The following is an 18452-nucleotide window of genomic DNA, read 5'->3' as shown; positions in this document are numbered from 1 at the left end:
TTAAATTGTTTTTTTACAACTAACTATTTTTAAGATTGCAAAGGCATTCTACTTAACAAAGATGCAAAGACAGACAATCATTAATTTATTGAAATATTTAAATTCTATTATTCGAAAATAACAGATGTAAAAATATCATGAAGAGCTCTGCAAGAATATTGCAAAGTTTCAAGTATTAAAAAATTAATGAAAATTAAATCTTAGGCGGTTGCCAGATATGGTCGTAAACCTGATATGCGAAATTATTTTTCTGAAAAAGAATTTTCTTTGAAAAATATGAATGAATTTGTGTCGGAACTTCGATTAAAGCATCCAGCTTGAAAGCTGCAACCGTCATTTGGCAACAATTGCAAACACACAACGGAGAACAGATATCTCCCTTATCTTTTGAATGAGATTCTTCAATACCAAAAGACTGTTGTGTATGGTTTGAACCTGATTGTTTCTGCACATCTTCACAAGGCATCAACGAAAGTGCCATGAAATAAAACGCCAGTATAAATCTTAAAAGGTTCATATTGACAAATATAGAGATTTAAAATTTAATCAAATAAAAAAGCTTAGATATAAAAATTCGTTATTTCAAATTATTCTTAAGCCTTAATTGAAAAAACTTTTTAATTTTATACTATGAAAGTTTTAATTATCAATGGTCCGAATTTAAATCTTTTGGGAACAAGAGAGCCGGAAATTTACGGAACAGTTTCTATGGAAGATCATTTGGATGCTTTAAGATCCGGATTTCCAGCATTTGAATTAGATTATTACCAATCGAATATTGAAGGAGAAATTATTAATTACCTTCAAAAAGATGATTTTGATGCGGTAATCATCAATCCCGGAGCTTTCACGCATTATTCTTACGCCATTGCAGATTGCTTAAAAAATATCAATAAACCAAAAGTAGAAGTTCATATCAGCAATATCTATAAAAGAGAAGAATTCCGTCAAAAGTCTGTAACGGCTGCCAATACTGATGCGGTTTTGTCCGGTTTTGGAATGGAAGGATATCGATTGGCAATTTTGAGTTTGAAATAAATCTTGTTTAAAGATGCTTCGACAAGCTCAGCATGACATATCTATAAATACTAACCGTTTTATTAGCTGTCATTTTATAGCGATGTCATGCTGAGCTTGCCAAGAATCTTTATAATAAAAAAATCCTCATCAAATTGATGAGGATTTCTATTTTTAGTTTGTTGTTTGCTGTTGCAATTGAGGCCCTGAAGCGATAAGCTTTTTACCTTCTTCCGTATTGCAATACTGATCAAAGTTTTTGATGTATTTTGCAGCAAGATCTTTTGCTTTTTCTTCCCATTCAGAAGCATCATTGTATGTATCTCTAGGATCTAAAATACCCTCTGAAACATTCGCCAATTCTGTAGGAACTTCCAAATTCATGATTGGGATTCTTCTTTTTGGAGCATCTTCGATAGAACCGTCAATGATGGCATCTATAATTGCTCTTGTATCTTTTAAAGAAATTCTCTTTCCTGTACCATTCCAACCTGTATTTACAAGGTAAGCTTTTGCACCGTGCTCTTTCATTTTCCCGATCAATGTTTTTGAATACATTGTTGGGTGCAATGTCAAGAATGCTTCACCGAATGCCGGAGAGAAAGAAGGTTCAGGTTCAGTGATTCCTCTTTCAGTTCCTGCCAATTTTGAAGTATAACCGCAAAGGAAGTGATATTGTGCCTGATCTTCATCCAAAACAGAAACCGGAGGCAATACCCCGAACGCATCTGCAGAAAGATAAACGATTTTGCTCGCATGTCCTGCTTTTGAAGGCAAAACAATTTTATTGATATGATAAATCGGATAAGAAACTCTCGTATTTTCTGTGATTGATCCGTCTGTATAATCAGAAATCCCGTTGTTTACGACAACATTTTCAAGAAGTGCATCTCTTTTGATTGCTCTGAAAATATCCGGTTCTTTTTCTGCAGAAAGGTCGATTACCTTTGCATAACAACCACCTTCATAGTTGAATACACCATTATTATCCCAACCATGTTCATCATCACCTATCAAGTATCTTTTCGGATCTGCGGACAAAGTCGTTTTTCCCGTTCCTGAAAGACCGAAGAAAAGAGCGACATCTCCGCCTTCACCTACATTTGCAGAACAGTGCATTGAAGCCATACCTTTTAATGGAAGGTAATAGTTCATCATTGCGAACATCCCTTTTTTCATTTCTCCACCGTACCAAGTTCCTCCTATGATCTGAAGCTTTTCAGTAAGGTTGAACATTACGAAGTTTTCAGAATTCAATCCTTGAGCTTCCCAGTTCGGGTTTGTCGTTTTAGAGCCATTGATTACTGTGAAATCCGGTTCTCCAAAGTTTTCCAGCTCATAGTGAGAAGGACGGATAAACATATTAGTAACGAAATGCGCCTGCCACGCTACTTCTACGATGAATCTTACTTTTAATCTTGTATCTGTATTTGTTCCGCAAAAAGCATCTACAACATACATTTTCTTTGATGTAGAAAGTTGGTTCAGCACTAATTCTTTACAAGACTGGAAAATTTCAGGAGTTGTAGGCAAGTTTACTTTACCATCCCAAAAAATTGTGTCTTTTGTAACATCATCCTGAACAATGTATCTGTCTTTAGGTGAACGACCTGTGAAAATTCCTGTTTTTACTGATACTGCACCAGATTCTGTAAGTTCAGCTTTCTCAAAGCCCTGATTTTCAGGAGAAACTTCAGCCTGATACAATTCTTCGTACGAAGGATTATAAATGACTTCATAGTTTCCTTTAATCCCTAATTTTTCTAAATCCTGGATGATTTTAGCGTGTTTCATTTTACTTATATTTTCTATTTCTTTTTTGAGACTCAACAAGATTAATATTAATTAATTGTTAAAAGTGGTTTAAATATAATGATATAAGTCAAAATGGCAAATAAAAAAACAACTTTATAATCTACTGACTACAAGTTAATTAAATCAGACCATTCAAAAATAGTGTTAAAATCTTTTCCCCAAAAATAGTCCTTAAACCCATCAAATTTTGAGCTCATGACAAAATCTCCACCCCAAGCACCCAAACTTTTCACAAAAACAGGGCAATCTGCGAAAAACCTAGCCTTAACTGTGGGAATTTCAAGGAAATCCGATATTTTTTGCTCATGAATTAACATTAGTTGAGAAAAATTTTCCAATTCATTACATACTAAAATATTTCTTGTAAGATTCGAAAATTCATCGACCAGTTTTTGGGACTTATTTTTTGATCTGTAAAAATTGATTCCTTCACGACTATCCTGCTTTTGATTTAAATGAATAAAGATGAGTTCATTTTTAAAAGAAGGATTAAAATCCACCTTTTCATATTTAATTTCAGGAACGCTTTGATACAGAACGGCAGATTTCTCTTTTGCCACGGCGATATCATAACCACTTCCGCCCAAACTTATCGTATTTAAATAGAAAGGATCAATCTCTGCCCATTCGGCAAGATTGTTCATTAATGTAGAACTACTGCCTAAGCCATAATCCGCCGGAAACTGAAGATTAGTTTTTAATTGATAAGTAAAATTATCTTTGAATTTAATTTTAGAAAGTAACTGAACGTTTTGTAAAGTCTTAACAATAAATTCAGCACTTGAAGGAATATTGGTTTCTAAGATGTGCCAATTTTTATAATCAACAACAACTCTTAACCATAATTTGTTTTGATGATAAGCTTCCCAAAAAATAAAAGATTTCTCATCGTCTTTTTCTTCAAAAAAAAACTCTTGTCCAAGCTTTGTGGGTACAGCAAGGACAAGAGCTCCGTCTATTGCGAAATATTCTGAAGTAAGCATCAGCTTTCCCGGTGAAAATATCTCGCCCATGATTTTTGTATTAAATTAGATTGCAGAAGCAACGTCTACAGAAGAATCAATTTTCTTGATCAAACCCTGTAACGTTTTTCCGGGACCAACTTCAATGAAATTATTTGCCCCATCTTTAATCATATTCTGAACAGATTGTGTCCATTTTACGGGACCTGTTAATTGAGTAATAAGATTTTGTTTGATCTCATTCGGATCGGTAACTGCTGTCGTTGTGATGTTCTGATAAACAGGAATCGTAGCATTTCTGAATTTTGTCTTTTCAATTGCAGCTGCCAATCTCTCTTGTGCCGGTTGCATTAATGGAGAATGGAATGCCCCATTTACAGGCAATAATAAAGCTCTTTTCGCTCCTGCTTCTTTCAATTTCACGCAAGCTTCTTCAACTGCTGCTGTTTCACCGGAAATTACCAGTTGTCCGGGACAGTTATAATTTGCAGGAACCACAATTCCGCTGATCTGTGCGCAAATTTCTTCCACTTTAGCATCTTCCAATCCTAAAATTGCAGCCATAGAACTCGGATTTGCATCACAAGCTGCCTGCATAGCTTTTGCTCTTTCGGAAACCAGTTTCAGACCGTCGTCAAAAGACAAAACTCCGTTGGCAACCAATGCTGAAAATTCTCCCAAAGAATGTCCGGCAACCATTTCAGCTCCAAGACCGTTTACTGCTTTCAGTGCAGCAACTGAGTGTATAAAAATTGAAGGCTGGGTAACCTCCGTTTTTTTAAGATCTTCATCCGCTCCGTTAAACATAATCGAAAGGATATCGAACCCTAAAATTTCGTTGGCAGATTCCATCAAGTCCTTTATGTCTTTTCTAGAATCGTACAATTCTTTTCCCATTCCTACGAACTGAGAACCCTGCCCTGGAAATACAAGTGCTTTCATGTATTAATTTAAAATATTACGCAAATATAAATATAATGTTAACAATATTCTTTAAACTGACTCAAATCATTTATGGAACCAATCTAATCACACGATAACCTGTATTTACATAAGCTCCATTTGCTTTAGATTTTACGAACTCAAATTTTGTAGCCAATTGAGTCTGTACTTTATTCATTTGCCTGAAAATCTCTCCTTTTTTGTTTTCTCTGGTCAACATATCGTTTACAACATCAAAACCTACGATCGCAAATTTTGGAGGAGTTTTACAGTATTTACCTTTATAAGCAGCAAGAATTTCTTTCTCAAAGCTTCCGTCAGTATTTATCTTTCTGTCCATCAGATAAACAAGGTTTGCCTGACTAAGATCATCCACTTTTTTCTCAAAAACAGGAACGTAATGCATACTGAATGCTTTCACTCCCTGTACTTCTTTAGACAAAGCAATTACCTTATTGGCAAAAGCTTCACCAACTGCATCGTTGTCACTCGCCAAAATTGCAATAACCGGAGCAGACTGCCCTGTCATCATATTTTGGTCAATCTGAATATCTGCCGGAGAATTTACAATGATAATATTCGGACTTTTCAACGTTTTTTCAAGACCTGCCTTAATATAGTTTGCATTTTCTTTTTTGGAATCTGCAACTATATAAATTTTTTGATCCGAAAAAGCAGCTTTCACTTCTTCTACAATTTTATCTGCATACGTATTATCGCTTGTTTCAATAATAATTAAGTTGCTGTAATTGTACAATTCCGGAGAATTGGCAAAAGGTGCTACAATTGGGATTTTCTGATTTTTAGTAAAGTCTAAAACGTCAACGACATTCGACTTAAAGAATGGCCCGATAATCAAATCTGTATTATCAGGATTTATTTGTGTCAGTGAATTTCGGAAAGATGCTTCGTTTCCTGAATCCACTATTTTAATATCTAATTTTTGTCCGTTTCTGGCATTTCTTTCAATGGCAAGTTTTGCACCTGTTAAGAAATCAAGTGCCATCGTTCTGTATTGAGTTTCCCCAGTACTGTATCCAAAAGGTAACATTAAAACAACGCTCAAAGCATCACCGTTTTTCTTTACATATGCAGGATCAAGTTTTTTGATTTTTAAAACCATTCCCGACTTTAAACCGTGAGATAAATCCGGGTTTAACGCGATTAATTCATCAATGGTAATCCCGAACTTGTTTACGATAGAAAAAACCGTGTCACCTTGCTGAACTGTGTATGTTACATAATCATCGGCGGCAACTGTATTTGATGAAGATCTTTCGTTTCCGGAATCCACTTTTGTTTTAGGATTAGTTGTTTCTTCAAAAACATCAGCTCCAGAATTTGTTTTCCCTGATTTTTTAACCTTAATAGATTCACCAGGTTTTAAACCTTTTTCTTCCAATCCCGGATTCAAAGCAAAAAGCTCATCTTTCGTAATATTGAATTGTCTTGAAATTCTGTAATAATTATCCTTTGGCTGAACAATATATTCACCTTCCGAAGCTGTTGCAACCGGCGTCTCAACTACCGTTTCAACAGGTTTTGTCGCTACAGGTGTATTTACAGCTACAGCTTGCTGCTGAGTTCCACCAAATTTTTTAATGCTTTCAAGAGGCAAAGTTATTTCATCGCCAATCTTCAAGTGAGAATCCAAATCGGGGTTCAGTTTTCTGAGATCAGTTTCTGAAATTCTGTATTGTTTTGTGATTCCGTAAATTGTCTGTTTTGGCTGAAGAGTGATCTTTCCAACCTGAGAACTATTTACCGGTTTTGGAGAAACAACGGCTTTCGGTACTGAAGCAGTTGTTTTATCATTTTTAACTGTCAAAATATCTCCAAGTGCCAACTTTCCGTCTTTCACTTTGGGATTCAGTTTCAGCAATTCATCTACAGTTATTCCGTATTTTTTTGCAATATTATAGGGAGTATCACCCTTTATAACGGTGTGCGATTTCTGAGCCGAAACGCCCAAAATCATACATAAACTGGATAGAATAAAAAACCTCTTTATCATTTTCTGTGATTATATTGCAAAAATACTTCTTTAAAATTAAATGGCAACAATTATTAGTTTTGACTCTTCAATTTGCATTTCTTCTAAACAAGTTTCAAGCCATGAATATCCATCATCTGCAAAAAATACGCTAAAATTATAAACCCTTTCCTGCCAATTCTTAGAAGGATGTACATCTAAAAACAGTCTTTCCAGTCTTTCCAACAATTCGCTTTTTTTTATTTTTTCTGCATGAAGAAGACGTTTTCTCATTCTTTTGAAAGACTTCATCTGTCTTATCTCTTCTGCTTTCACCATATTCCCGAAAGATTTTTCTGTGGTTTCGGCAATTGATTTTAATTCAGAAAATTGATTTACCAAAAGATTTTCTTTTTTTTCCAGTAAATTAAGTATGATATTATCTTCTAAGATTTTGTTGTTGGTAATCGTTGCAAAATTTTGGAAAAAATCTTCAATTTTAAGATTCAATTTCTCAATTTTCCCTAAAGTCTTTTTCTTTAAAAATAACATTGAATTTCTTGGAATCAAAACAGGGAACGGAATATTGATTTTCGTGAAATAATCCTTCAATTCCAGCCAATACATGATCTCGGCATTTCCTCCGATGTAAGCCAAATTTGGCAAAACCGTTTCCTGATAAACAGGACGCATTAATGCATTCGGACTGAATTTTTCAGAAGAATTTTCCAGTTCATTTAAAATCTCTTCTTCTGTGAAGTGGATGTTTTTATCAACAATACTATATTTCTGGCCGTCAAAATCAATTCTGTCTCTCGTTTCAGATAAGTAGAAAAGATTGATTTCACGGGGATTTACCTGAACTTTTCCGTATTTTTTCGTTAAGAAATCTACTTTTTCTTTTGAATTTTTATTTAAGCTAAAATTCAAAAGTTCGTCTTTGAAAGTTTCTTTAATTTGATTTTTCAGCTCTTTTGAATCTCCGTCAACAATCAACAAACCAAATTCTGAAAAGAGTCGATTTACTAAAGTTTTAATAGCTTCCGTTAAAGTATTTCCAACTTTATAAGCTTCTTTTATCATTAAAATCAACTCGGTTCCGAAAATAGAATCTTTAAATTCTTTTTCAAATTCAGAAATGAAAAAAGTATCATTTATTTTTATTCTTCCAACTGCTCCACCCGATTTTTCATTGATTTCGTAATAATTATTCTCCGTCCTAAAATGGTTGATCTCCGCAAAATCATGATCTTCGGAAGCCATCCAATAGACAGGAACGAAATTAAAATCAGGAAAATTTTGTTTTAAATAAGTACAGGTTTTGATGGTCTGTAAAATTTTATACACAAAAAAAACAGGTCCGGAAAAAAGGTTCAGCTGATGACCGGTTGTGATTGTAAATGTATTCGGAAGTCTTAAATCATCTAAGTTTTCTTTTTGTTTCGAAGATAATTCCAATGTCGAGAGCTGCCTTTCTAAAGTACCAGACAAAATATTTCTTTGACTTAAACTAAAAGAATTCTGCTTTAAATGAAGTTGCTTTTTAAAATTATCTAAAGAAAATGTACTTTCTTCAAAACCCTCAATTTTATGATTCAAAAAATCCTTTACTAATTGAGGAATGCTTTCTATATCTTGAAATGATATTTTATTTATAGTTTTCAACTTTGATTAAATTTTAGTTGAACAAATACCACACAATTCCGATGTTTAGCCTGAAGTCGTAGACCGGATAACTTGGAAATGCGTAAGCCTGATTACTTGAAAAGACAGTTCCGATCTGCTGTCCTTCAATAAAGAAGAACATTTTTTTAACTTTCATATTAAAATAAACATCAGCTATCGGTTGTCCGCCAATTGAAAATGAATTGGCATTTGGTAAAATATATTCGTTAAGAATCGGGAAATAATCTCTGGATGCAAATTTTGAGAAATAATACACTTTTATCCCAGTCTGAATTTCCGCTGCATTTTTAAACGCTTTAGACTGGTAAAAGAAGTTTGCACGACCAATAAAACTTGGCATTGGTAAAAGATCTTTGTTTGTCAACGCATTCTGAAATTGTACTCTTGTGTTTAAATGAAAATTTCTATAACTAAATGTTGCATCGCCTCCAATTTGAGAAATATTCAACGGACTTGCACTTTGTCTCGGCGTTGCAGTCATATCGAAATATGTATAGTTATCAATTCTAAAATAGTTGGCAAATAATTCTGTTTTGAACCACTTCAAATTAATACTTCCTCCAACTTCTGTGACAGTTTGGTTTTGAGCATTCTGAAGATAATAATTGTAATTATTGTAAATCGAAGTATTCAACAAATAATTAAATGAAGGATAAGCACTTTGAAAATTCACTTTGGCATTGACAAAATAATCTTTAATCGGCTCAAATTTCAAATTATTCGTTGTTCTCATGTAAGTTCCGAATTGACTTCCATTTGAAAATTCTAAGAATGAATTCAACTGAATTTTATTAAAAAGTTTAACCTGTAAATTTCCAACAGCACCAATTCTACTTTCTTTGATCTCGGTAGGAATTACTAAAAGCGGTAAAGTGATTTCACTACTTCCCAATTTTATCATCTGATAGCGAAGTCCGGCATCCAGTTTGAATTTTTCATTGTCCCAAACCAAGCTTACTGTATTGCTGAAATTATCTGAATATTTTTTTGATGTAAGAGGTCCATTGGTAACAAGTTCGGCATCGGAATCATACCAAAAAGCTTCCGGCGTGCTTTGTGTGTAATAATATTTATTTCCCTGATGAGAAATTGTATGCCTGATTCTGAAAGGATATTTTTCCGGATTAAATGGCGTAAACTGATGCGTCAGATAATATCTTCTGTAAGAAAACTGCGAACTTGACGAAGCCAGATTCACCTGCATATTCTGCCTGTTTCTGGAATTGCTGTCCCCATTTTGAAAAAGACTGTCAACCGCAATTCCCCCATTTTCCTGATTATTTACATTTTGGTGCAAATAATGAGCAAACAACTCATAATTTCCACTTTTGGAAACATAATGTCCTGAAAATAATGTTCTGTTGTTAGCCGCCAGAGAGTTCCTGTACATGCCCTGAGAACGCAATCCTGTATATTCCAAAGCAAAGTTGAATCTTTTACCAATATTTTGAGTATAAGTTGAGTTCAAAGCGGCTCCGTTTTTCATCGCATTATGATAAATGAAAGTTGCTGTCGGTGTTTTCACATCATAATAATGAATATCATTAATTCCCATAATTCCATAGGCTTTGTTAGTTGGTAATAAAGCTAAGTTTTCTTCTGGATTTACTTCGTAAGACAATGGATTGAAGCCTGCTCCAATATTTGCAAACTGAGCTCTTCCGAAGTTGTCTTTGTTATTGTACTGAGAAAAAATATACGTCTTATCGAAAGTCATCACCGTATCAAACACTTTTTTTTCTGAAAACTGTGTCTGATAGAGATAATCATTGATCGTCGGTTTAAATATTTTTAAGGAATCTTTTTTTCCTGAATCAATCACCAAAGTGTCTTTGTCATCTTTCGGAAGTTTGTTGAAGTCTGTTTTGTTTACAACTTGTGCCTGAACTGTGAGACTGAGGAAAAATATTATTGAAAGTATGTACTTCATTATCAAATTTTGTAAAAGCAAAAATAGGAAAATTGGAATTAAATCAACACCCTATAATAGAAACATTAATTATTGATAAATACAAAAATTAGAACACAAGTGATTATTAAAGGACATGCCGAAATATTATTTCTAATAAAAATCATATAATTATTAATACAGTTTATCTACTTTAATTACTAATCTATCGAATAAAAGCTGCCTATTTTTTGTAATAAGCAGCTTAATATTAAAGTTTATTTTTTGTTTTATAGTGGATTCTGTACCACTAAACCATTACTTGCATCAATTTCTGATTTAGGAATCAAATATTGCCATCTTTTATCGCCTGCTGGAACAGCGTATACATTATTAATGACAGTTGCAGAGTGATTTGTCGTTGTAGAACTACCTCTATCTAATGGTAGATTTAGCCTTTTCAAATCCAAAAATCTAAAACCTTCTCCCCAAAGCTCAATTCTTCTACTGTCTAAAATTTCATTTATGTAAGCTGTGCCTGTATTTGTAGAAGCAACATAGCTTGGATTTCTATTTAGCATAAATTGATTAAAAACAATTCTGGAATCTGCTTCTTTACCAGGAATTCTTGCTAAAGCCTCTGATTCTATAAGATACATTTCTGCAACTCTCATTAAAGGGACGTCACATCTACTGTCTGAAGTACTTACCGCCAAAAATTTTTGACTGGTATATGCAAATTTTGAAAAACTAGATGCTAATCCTAGCGCAGTGTGCTGACCTGTTGGATCAAAGTTTTTAGTTCTAACATCCGTCGTAGGAAACTTTTGATACAACAGCTTATTTATTGCTTTTGGAGCAGTACGAATATTAGTAGAGTTATAGTTTCTAGACATATATGCTCCAAAATTTCCGAAATAATCAGTTTGATCTGCAACAATATATGACCCCCACATCCATTCACTATTCGTCAATGTATTAAATCCTGCAGTATAACTTGCATTTGACATAAGTGCTATATTATCTGCGGAAGCTGTTGTTCTAGCTAATTTAGCATTGTCTGCCGCAATTTGATAATTGCCCTGCGTAAGAGCAACTCTCGCTTTCAGACCTCGCACCACTTTTACATCAAAATGGGATTTTGCTATTCTACTTGTATATGGTGTGAGTAAAGAAATTGCTGTATCTAAATCTGAATTAATTTGAGTATAAACTTCTTCTACAGTATTTCTTGCTTTCGGAGTAATTTCTAAAGATGTTCTTACTGGTACACCCAATTGCGAGTTAGTAGTTCCTGCTGAATATCTTATGCCATAAAGCTGGACCAACATATAATGACAAAATGCTCTGTATGCATATGCTTCAGCGATTGCTTTATTTTTAGTAGCAACATCACCTGTTGCGCTTTGACCATAGTTAATTACTGTATTGGCATTACGAATAAGGGCATAATAAAACTGATATGGATAAAAATCGTTTGCCCCATTCTCGTTTACTTGATCTTGCCACCTAGCTGTAGTTACGTACCAACCATTTCCTGTAGAAGGAAAAACTAAATCTTCCCCTAAGGCATCCATCATAATCATAATTCCAGCTTGTCCGTTTTGGCCCTGATTAGAATTTTGTCTCACATACAAATCACGATGCATACCATTTATAATAGTCATAAGATTATCAGCTGTAGCAACTGCAGATACATCACCTACAGAATCTGTAGGAACAGTTTCTAAGAATTCGTCTTTACAAGATGACAATGTGAATAAACCAGCTATAATTATAAAACTGCAAATATATTTTTTCATTTTTTTATTTTTTTGAATTAAAAGGAAACATTAAGACCCAAACTATAAACTCTCGCAGGAGTATATCTGTTTGTTGTTGTTCCATTAAAAGATTGTACCGGCTCTAATCCTTTGCGTGCCGTTTTAGACCAAATATTTTCTCCACTGATAAATAATTTCAATCCTCTTATACCATATTGTGAAATATCTTCAGGATTAAAAGCATAAGCTAATGAAGCAGAACGTAATGATATAAAATCAGATTTCACAAGCCATCTTGAAGAAGCCGCATTACTACTTACATATGTAGTCGCATCCATTCTCGGTACGTCAGTTACCTGACCTACAGTTGTCCATCTATCTAAAATATCAGTACTTAAAGCACCGCCTTGTGTATAAGCAGACATAAGTGAAGCATAATTACTATCATATGTTTTGCCTCCTATTTGATAAGTAAACATAGCATTAAAAGATAAATTTTTATATCTTAAAGTCGTCCCAAAACTACCGTACAATTTTGGAATCGATGATCCTGAATAGTCATATTTTGCTTTCGCATAATTTGTTGTAACCAAGACCCCATTTACAGTCCTAATATCTGCTGCCGTAGTATTAACATACGCATCATCTACAAGAAATAACGGTGAGCCATCATTTGGATCAACACCATACCACTGCCTTAGCCAATAATCGTAAATAGACTGCCCTACCATTAGCTTTTTTGTACCATTTATAATTTGTGTCTGCCCGTCTGGTAATCTTGTCAATTCGTTTTTAATTGTGGATGCATTAGCAGTCAAATCCCATCCAAAATTACTTTTCTTAATTATTGCTAAATTCAAAGTTGCCTCAATTCCTTTATTGTACATATCTCCAATATTGGTATAAATAGAATTTCCAGGAACTCCACTTGATACAGGAGTAGGTACAGCAAAAATCAAATCCGAAGTTGATCTCTTATAATATTCAACACTTCCAGAGATTCGATTGTTTAAGAAAGCAAAATCAACTCCTACATCGAATTGTTTATTTGTTTCCCATGTAATATTAGGATCTGAAACTAATCCTAACAATACACCTGCTTCTGTTGCATTATTATATCCTAAATTATATAAACTCTGATAAGCATAAAACGACAATGCTGAATTAGTAAAGTTTTGATCATTTCCAACCTCACCATATGATCCTCGTATTTTAAAATCATTTATAAATTTAACATTTTCTAAAAATGATTCTTTATTCGCACGCCATCCTGCTCCTACGGACCAAAACGTCCCCCAACGTCTATCAGGCGCAAAACGCGAAGATCCATCAGCTCTTATTGATCCAGAAACTAAGTATTTTTCTAAAAAATCATAATTTAGTCGTGCAAAATAACTTTCCTTTCTGTAGTTATCTGTTTGAGAAGTTAAAGATGTTGGTGTAATAAAATTTACTAATTCATCGTTATCAGAGGCGACCTGCCCTTGCTTATATCCATATAAATATTCATAAATATATTTTATAGATTCATGCCCCCCTGTTAAATCAAAATTATGATTACCTAAACTTTTTCTATAATTAAGTATTTGATTAAATGTTATAGTTTGGTTTGTAACCGCTGTTCTCGAAGCTGCACCTGCTGGAGCCGCATCTCCAATGATTTTATTAGTATATGTACTATTTTTAAAATTTCTTATATCATAGGCTACATTCATTGTTGCAGTTAAACCCTTGGCTAATTTAAATTCCGCATACGATCTAGAATTAACTAAAAAAGTTTTTGAAAAATCTTTATTAAGAAGAGTTTCTTGTATAATATGCCTTCCCGAAGCTGCGTCTGCTCCTCTTATAGATGTAAGATCAAATACTTTTTGTCCGTCAGAATCGTATAAAGTATTTCCATTTGCATCATGAACATAAGGACTATAAATTGGACCCATACTTCTTGTCCAACTAAATGGATTAATATAAGAAGAATTATTAGTTGCCCCGTCTACTGCATTATTTCCAAAACTAGATGCTGCTGATAAATTCACGCCAACTTTTAACCAATCTTTAACCTGTGAATCTATATTTAAACGTGATGTTAATCTTTCATAATCAGATTTTATAATATATCCCGTTTCATTTAAATAGCCAATAGAAGCAAAATATGTTGTTTTATCCGTACCACCACTATAATTTAAATCATAACTTTGCCTGAAGCCTTTTTTAACCAAATCTTTTTGCCAATCCAAATCTGTATATTTCAAAGATGCGTTTGGATTTAGAATCCCATCAACTACAAGTTGATTATCCGGCACATTGAAAACATTATTCTTCAATACAGTAATTAAATTGTTATTCGCATAAGCATTTGCCACAGTAACAGTTGCTGTAGGGTTAGAAGATTGGTAACCATTTCTTAAAGATTCCCAAACCAAAGGATAATACTGATATGCATTTACTCTATCATACTCCGGTATTGCTCTCTCCGTAACACCTGTTAAAGCAGTAAAATTAATTACATCTCTACCTTTTTTACCTTTTTTTGTAGTAATTAGAACAACACCATTAGCCGCACTCGAACCATATAACGATGTTGACGCCGCATCTTTAAGTATTGTCATTGATTCAATATCATTTGAATTCAAAAAAGCAATACCTGTTGGATATGGAGCCCCATCCACAACGTATAATGGCTCATTAGAAAGATTAACTGAGCTGAATCCTCTAATCCTTACTGAAGGAGCACTGCCCGGCTGTCCTGTAGAAGTACTCACCTGTATTCCCGAACCAGCGCCATCTAAAGCTTGAGCAATATTCGTAATACTCCTTTGCTCTAATTTCTTAGCACTTATTTGAGTATTAGATCCAACAACCGTTTCCTTTTTTTGCTTACCATACGCAACAACCACAACTTCTTCTATTTCTTTTGTAGTGATTGTATCATCTTTCTTTTGTTGAGCTGATAGCACCTCTCCTAAAAAGAAAAAGGCTCCGACAGTTAAAACTTTTAATTTCACATTCATATTAAAAAATTTATATTTAAGAAATACAAATATGTTAATAAAAATTAACATTTACAATTTATTAACATCAATAATTTTTTAATAAATTTTATAATACTAATTACAATTAATTAAGACTAAATCCTATTTAATTACAACATTACATTCAATTATTTTATTAAAACATAATTGAACCAAAAATACATTTTTAACATTTATTTAATATAAATTAAAAATGTATTTAGATTTATTATAAATTAATAAAATAAAAGCCACTCTTTTAGAGTGGCTTCAATTCTTATATAGAAAATAAAAGTTATTTCAACTTCTTCTTCACGGCAACTTCTTCATAAACTTCAAGAATATCACCAATTTCGATATCATTGTAACCTTTCAGGTTCAATCCACATTCGTAACCTTTTGTTACTTCTTTTACATCATCTTTGAAACGCTTCAAGCTTTCAAGTTCTCCATCGAACTTAACGATACCATCTCTCAATACTCTTACTTTTGAATTTCTGGCCACTTTTCCTGAAAGAACCATACATCCGGCAATTGTACCAACTTTAGAAATTTTAAATACTTCTCTAATTTCAACACTACCAATTACCTGTTCTTTAATTTCCGGAGAAAGCATCCCTTCCATTGCTTCTTTCACCTCTTCAATAGCAGCGTAGATGACAGAGTAATTTCTGATTTCAATTTCTTCCTTATCAGCAAGATCTTTTGCGTTAGCACCGGCTCTTACATTAAATCCGATAATAATTGCATCCGAAGCAGCAGCTAAGTTAACGTCAGATTCAGTGATCTGTCCAACACCTTTATGAAGGATATTTACATTGATCTCACCAGTAGACAATCTCTGCAACTGATCAGATAATGCTTCAACAGAACCATCTACGTCACCTTTAAGGATAATATTTAATTCTTTGAAATCACCAAGAGCAATTCTTCTACCTAGCTCTTCAAGTGTAGTATGTTTCTTAGTTCTGATAGAAAGTTCTCTTTGAAGTTGTTCTCTCTTATTAGCGATAGTTTTAGCTTCACTTTCATCTTCATAAACTTTAAACTTATCACCTGCAGTCGGAGCTCCGTCTAATCCTAAGATTGTGACAGGAATTGAAGGTCCTGCTTCCGTAAGGTTTCTGCCTCTTTCGTCAAGCATTGCTTTCACTTTACCGTGGTTTTTACCTGCCAATACATAATCTCCAACTCTAAGAGTTCCCGATTGTACCAACATAGTAGCAACATACCCTCTTCCTTTATCTAAAGATGCTTCAATTACAACTCCTTGTGCATTTCTATTAGGATTAGCTTTTAATTCAAGCATTTCTGCCTGGAGCAATACTTTCTCTAATAAAATATCCACATTGTTACCAAGCTTAGCAGAAATTTCCTGAGCCTGAACATTTCCTCCCCATTCTTCCACCAAAATATTCATTCCGGAAAGTTGTTGACGGATATTATCAGGATTTGCACCCGGTCTATCAATTTTATTGATTGCAATAATCATTGGTACACCTGCAGCCTGTGCGTGAGAAATAGCTTCTTTTGTCTGAGGCATTACATCATCATCGGCAGCAATTACAATAATTGCAATATCCGTGATCTGAGCACCTCTGGCTCTCATCGCCGTAAAGGCTTCGTGACCTGGTGTATCTAAGAATGTAATTCTCTGGCCGTTTTCCAATTTCACGTTATAAGCACCAATGTGCTGTGTAATACCACCGGATTCACCTGCGATTACGTTAGTTTTTCTGATGTAATCCAACAATGATGTTTTACCGTGGTCAACGTGTCCCATTACCGTTACGATCGGAGCTCTAGGAAGAAGATCTTCTTCAGAATCAATAATTTCTTCTGCTTCAGATTCTCCAAGATCTGCATCAGAGAATTCGATTTTATACCCAAATTCATCCGCTACCAATAATAAAGTATCAGCTTCCAATCTTTGGTTCATGGTAACCATTACACCTAATGAGAAACAAGCAGAAATTACTTCAGTCGGCGAAACATTCATTAAACTTGCCAATTCACCAACAGTGATGAATTCTGTTACTTTTAATGTTCTGTCTTGCGCATCAATTTCTTGCTGACGCTCATCTTGTTCTCTACGGAAGTTTCTCTTATCTTTTCTGTGTTTAGCAGATTTAGATTTACCTCCTTTATTTGTTAGTTTTTCAAGGGTTTCTTTGATCTGGTTTTTAACTTGCTCGTCTGTTAATTCAACAGGCATCGTTCTTTGACCAGGTCTGTTGTTATTTCCAAAACGGTTTCCGCCACCTTGCCCTGCAGGACGGTTTTGACCGCCTTGACCCGGAGGTCTGTTTCCTTGAGGACCACCAGGACGGTTTTGTCCGCCTTGACCCGGAGGACGGTTTCCTTGAGGACCACCTTGGTTATTGTTTCCAAAACGATTTCCGCCTTGACCTTGTCCTTGACCCGGTGGGCGGTTTCCTTGTCCGCCCTGACCTGGAGGACGGTTTCCTTGTCCTTGGTTATTGTTATTATTTCCGCCCTGCTGATTATTGTTTCCACCTTGTTGGTTGTTACCACCAGGTTTTTCAATTCTCTTTCTTTTCTTCTTAGCTCCGGCTCCTTGCTTAGGCGCGAATTGTGTTAAATCAATTTTTTCTCCGACGATTTTAGGTCCGTCAAGTTTTTGATAAACAGTTTCAATTTTTTGAGGTTCTTGTGACTCTTCTACCGTTGGTTTTTGAGGCTCAGCTTTTACCTCAGCAGGTTTAGCCACAGGCTGCTCAACAACAGGTTTTGGAGTTTCTTTCACAGGCTCTGCTGCTACTGGTTTCTCAATAGGTTTTTCCTCTGCTTTTTTCTCCTCCACTTTAGGTTTATCTTTTTTAGTTGGTCTATTTCTAGATTCTATTTGAGACAAATCTATTTTATCCAGAACTTTAAATTCCTGCTTTTCAGGAGTTGCCTTTACTTCCGGTTCCGGCGTTGCTGGTCTCACTTCTTCTTTCTTTTCTTCAACAACAGGTGCCGCAGGAGCAACAGGAATTTCTTCCACTTCAGGTTTTTTAGGCTCTAAGTCTATCTTACCTAAAATTTTAGTTTCTGGTTTATTAGCTTTAGCTCTTATTACTTCAGGTGTTTTCTTCTCTTCAATCTCCAGTTTTTCTTCCGGAACTTTAGTAATCACCACCTCATGGGAAGCTTTTCTTTGCTCGCCATCTTTGGCAAACTCAGCTTCCAATGCAGAATATGCCGCTTCTTCTAATTGAGCGTTAGGATTGCTTTCAACCTCGATACCCTTAGCCTGTAAAAATTCTACTAATCTGGACATCGAAATATTGAATTCCTTAACCGCTTTATTTAATCTTATTTTTGGCATCTATATTATTTACTATTTTTTTAATTCTTAAAATTAAAGTATTTCTTTTTACTGTTATTAAA

Annotated in this window: 11 protein-coding genes; 1 reads left to right on the top strand and 10 read right to left on the bottom strand. The window is 34.4% G+C overall.

Annotated elements, in window-relative coordinates; genetic code table 11:
• Positions 1-193: 193 nt before the first annotated feature.
• A complete protein-coding gene (locus ABD745_RS08665) occupies positions 194-517 on the bottom strand; it encodes a DUF6660 family protein (RefSeq protein ID WP_344828151.1) in 324 nt (107 codons plus the stop codon).
• A 113-nt stretch (positions 518-630) separates the two neighbouring features.
• On the opposite strand from ABD745_RS08665, the gene ABD745_RS08660 reads away from it, so the two are divergent.
• Positions 631-1038, top strand: a complete 408-nt coding sequence (locus ABD745_RS08660; RefSeq protein ID WP_344828148.1) for a type II 3-dehydroquinate dehydratase — start codon at positions 631-633, stop codon at positions 1036-1038.
• 153 nt (positions 1039-1191) lie between these two features.
• Here the strand turns inward: ABD745_RS08660 and pckA are convergent, their stop codons facing one another.
• The 9 genes from pckA to infB all read right to left on the bottom strand — a co-directional run bounded on the left by pckA (position 1192) and on the right by infB (position 18390).
• Positions 1192-2811, bottom strand: coding sequence for a phosphoenolpyruvate carboxykinase (ATP) (gene pckA, locus ABD745_RS08655; protein ID WP_344828146.1), 1620 nt, complete (start codon positions 2809-2811; stop codon positions 1192-1194).
• 128 nt (positions 2812-2939) lie between these two features.
• On the bottom strand, positions 2940-3845 hold the full coding sequence (locus ABD745_RS08650) for a GYDIA family GHMP kinase (protein ID WP_344828144.1): 906 nt from the start codon (positions 3843-3845) through the stop codon (positions 2940-2942).
• Positions 3846-3860: 15 nt separating this feature from the next.
• The gene (gene fabD / locus ABD745_RS08645; RefSeq protein WP_344828141.1) at positions 3861-4736 is read right to left on the bottom strand and encodes an ACP S-malonyltransferase; all 876 of its coding nucleotides are present in this window, start codon (positions 4734-4736) and stop codon (positions 3861-3863) included.
• 70 nt (positions 4737-4806) lie between these two features.
• Complete coding sequence (locus ABD745_RS08640; RefSeq protein ID WP_344828139.1) at positions 4807-6750, bottom strand: LysM peptidoglycan-binding domain-containing protein; 1944 nt, start codon at positions 6748-6750, stop codon at positions 4807-4809.
• A 36-nt stretch (positions 6751-6786) separates the two neighbouring features.
• Complete coding sequence (gene bshC / locus ABD745_RS08635; protein ID WP_344828136.1) at positions 6787-8373, bottom strand: bacillithiol biosynthesis cysteine-adding enzyme BshC; 1587 nt, start codon at positions 8371-8373, stop codon at positions 6787-6789.
• A 13-nt stretch (positions 8374-8386) separates the two neighbouring features.
• Positions 8387-10324 (bottom strand): putative porin, encoded by a 1938-nt coding sequence (locus ABD745_RS08630; protein WP_344828134.1) that lies wholly within the window; start codon positions 10322-10324, stop codon positions 8387-8389.
• A 248-nt stretch (positions 10325-10572) separates the two neighbouring features.
• Positions 10573-12084, bottom strand: coding sequence for a RagB/SusD family nutrient uptake outer membrane protein (locus tag ABD745_RS08625; RefSeq protein ID WP_344828132.1), 1512 nt, complete (start codon positions 12082-12084; stop codon positions 10573-10575).
• 17 nt (positions 12085-12101) lie between these two features.
• Entirely contained in the window at positions 12102-15107 is a 3006-nt protein-coding gene (locus ABD745_RS08620; RefSeq protein ID WP_344828129.1) for a SusC/RagA family TonB-linked outer membrane protein, read from the bottom strand.
• Positions 15108-15351: 244 nt separating this feature from the next.
• On the bottom strand, positions 15352-18390 hold the full coding sequence (gene infB, locus ABD745_RS08615) for a translation initiation factor IF-2 (RefSeq protein ID WP_344828126.1): 3039 nt from the start codon (positions 18388-18390) through the stop codon (positions 15352-15354).
• Between the last annotated feature and the right edge of the window lie 62 nt (positions 18391-18452).

Source organism: Chryseobacterium ginsenosidimutans (assembly GCF_039536845.1).
GTDB lineage: Bacteria > Bacteroidota > Bacteroidia > Flavobacteriales > Weeksellaceae > Chryseobacterium > Chryseobacterium ginsenosidimutans_B.
This window is presented reverse-complemented; position numbering and strand designations above follow the sequence as displayed.

What these genes read in the sequence shown, in the direction of transcription:
- ABD745_RS08630 (WP_344828134.1), bottom strand. Translation starts at nt 10,324, where the DNA reads ATGAAGTACATACTTTCAATAATATTTTTCCTCAGTCTCACAGTTCAG.
- ABD745_RS08660 (WP_344828148.1), top strand. Translation starts at nt 631, where the DNA reads ATGAAAGTTTTAATTATCAATGGTCCGAATTTAAATCTTTTGGGAACA.
- ABD745_RS08665 (WP_344828151.1), bottom strand. Translation starts at nt 517, where the DNA reads ATGAACCTTTTAAGATTTATACTGGCGTTTTATTTCATGGCACTTTCG.
- fabD (WP_344828141.1), bottom strand. Translation starts at nt 4,736, where the DNA reads ATGAAAGCACTTGTATTTCCAGGGCAGGGTTCTCAGTTCGTAGGAATG.
- ABD745_RS08650 (WP_344828144.1), bottom strand. Translation starts at nt 3,845, where the DNA reads ATGGGCGAGATATTTTCACCGGGAAAGCTGATGCTTACTTCAGAATAT.
- ABD745_RS08640 (WP_344828139.1), bottom strand. Translation starts at nt 6,750, where the DNA reads ATGATAAAGAGGTTTTTTATTCTATCCAGTTTATGTATGATTTTGGGC.
- ABD745_RS08620 (WP_344828129.1), bottom strand. Translation starts at nt 15,107, where the DNA reads ATGTTAATTTTTATTAACATATTTGTATTTCTTAAATATAAATTTTTT.
- infB (WP_344828126.1), bottom strand. Translation starts at nt 18,390, where the DNA reads ATGCCAAAAATAAGATTAAATAAAGCGGTTAAGGAATTCAATATTTCG.
- ABD745_RS08625 (WP_344828132.1), bottom strand. Translation starts at nt 12,084, where the DNA reads ATGAAAAAATATATTTGCAGTTTTATAATTATAGCTGGTTTATTCACA.
- pckA (WP_344828146.1), bottom strand. Translation starts at nt 2,811, where the DNA reads ATGAAACACGCTAAAATCATCCAGGATTTAGAAAAATTAGGGATTAAA.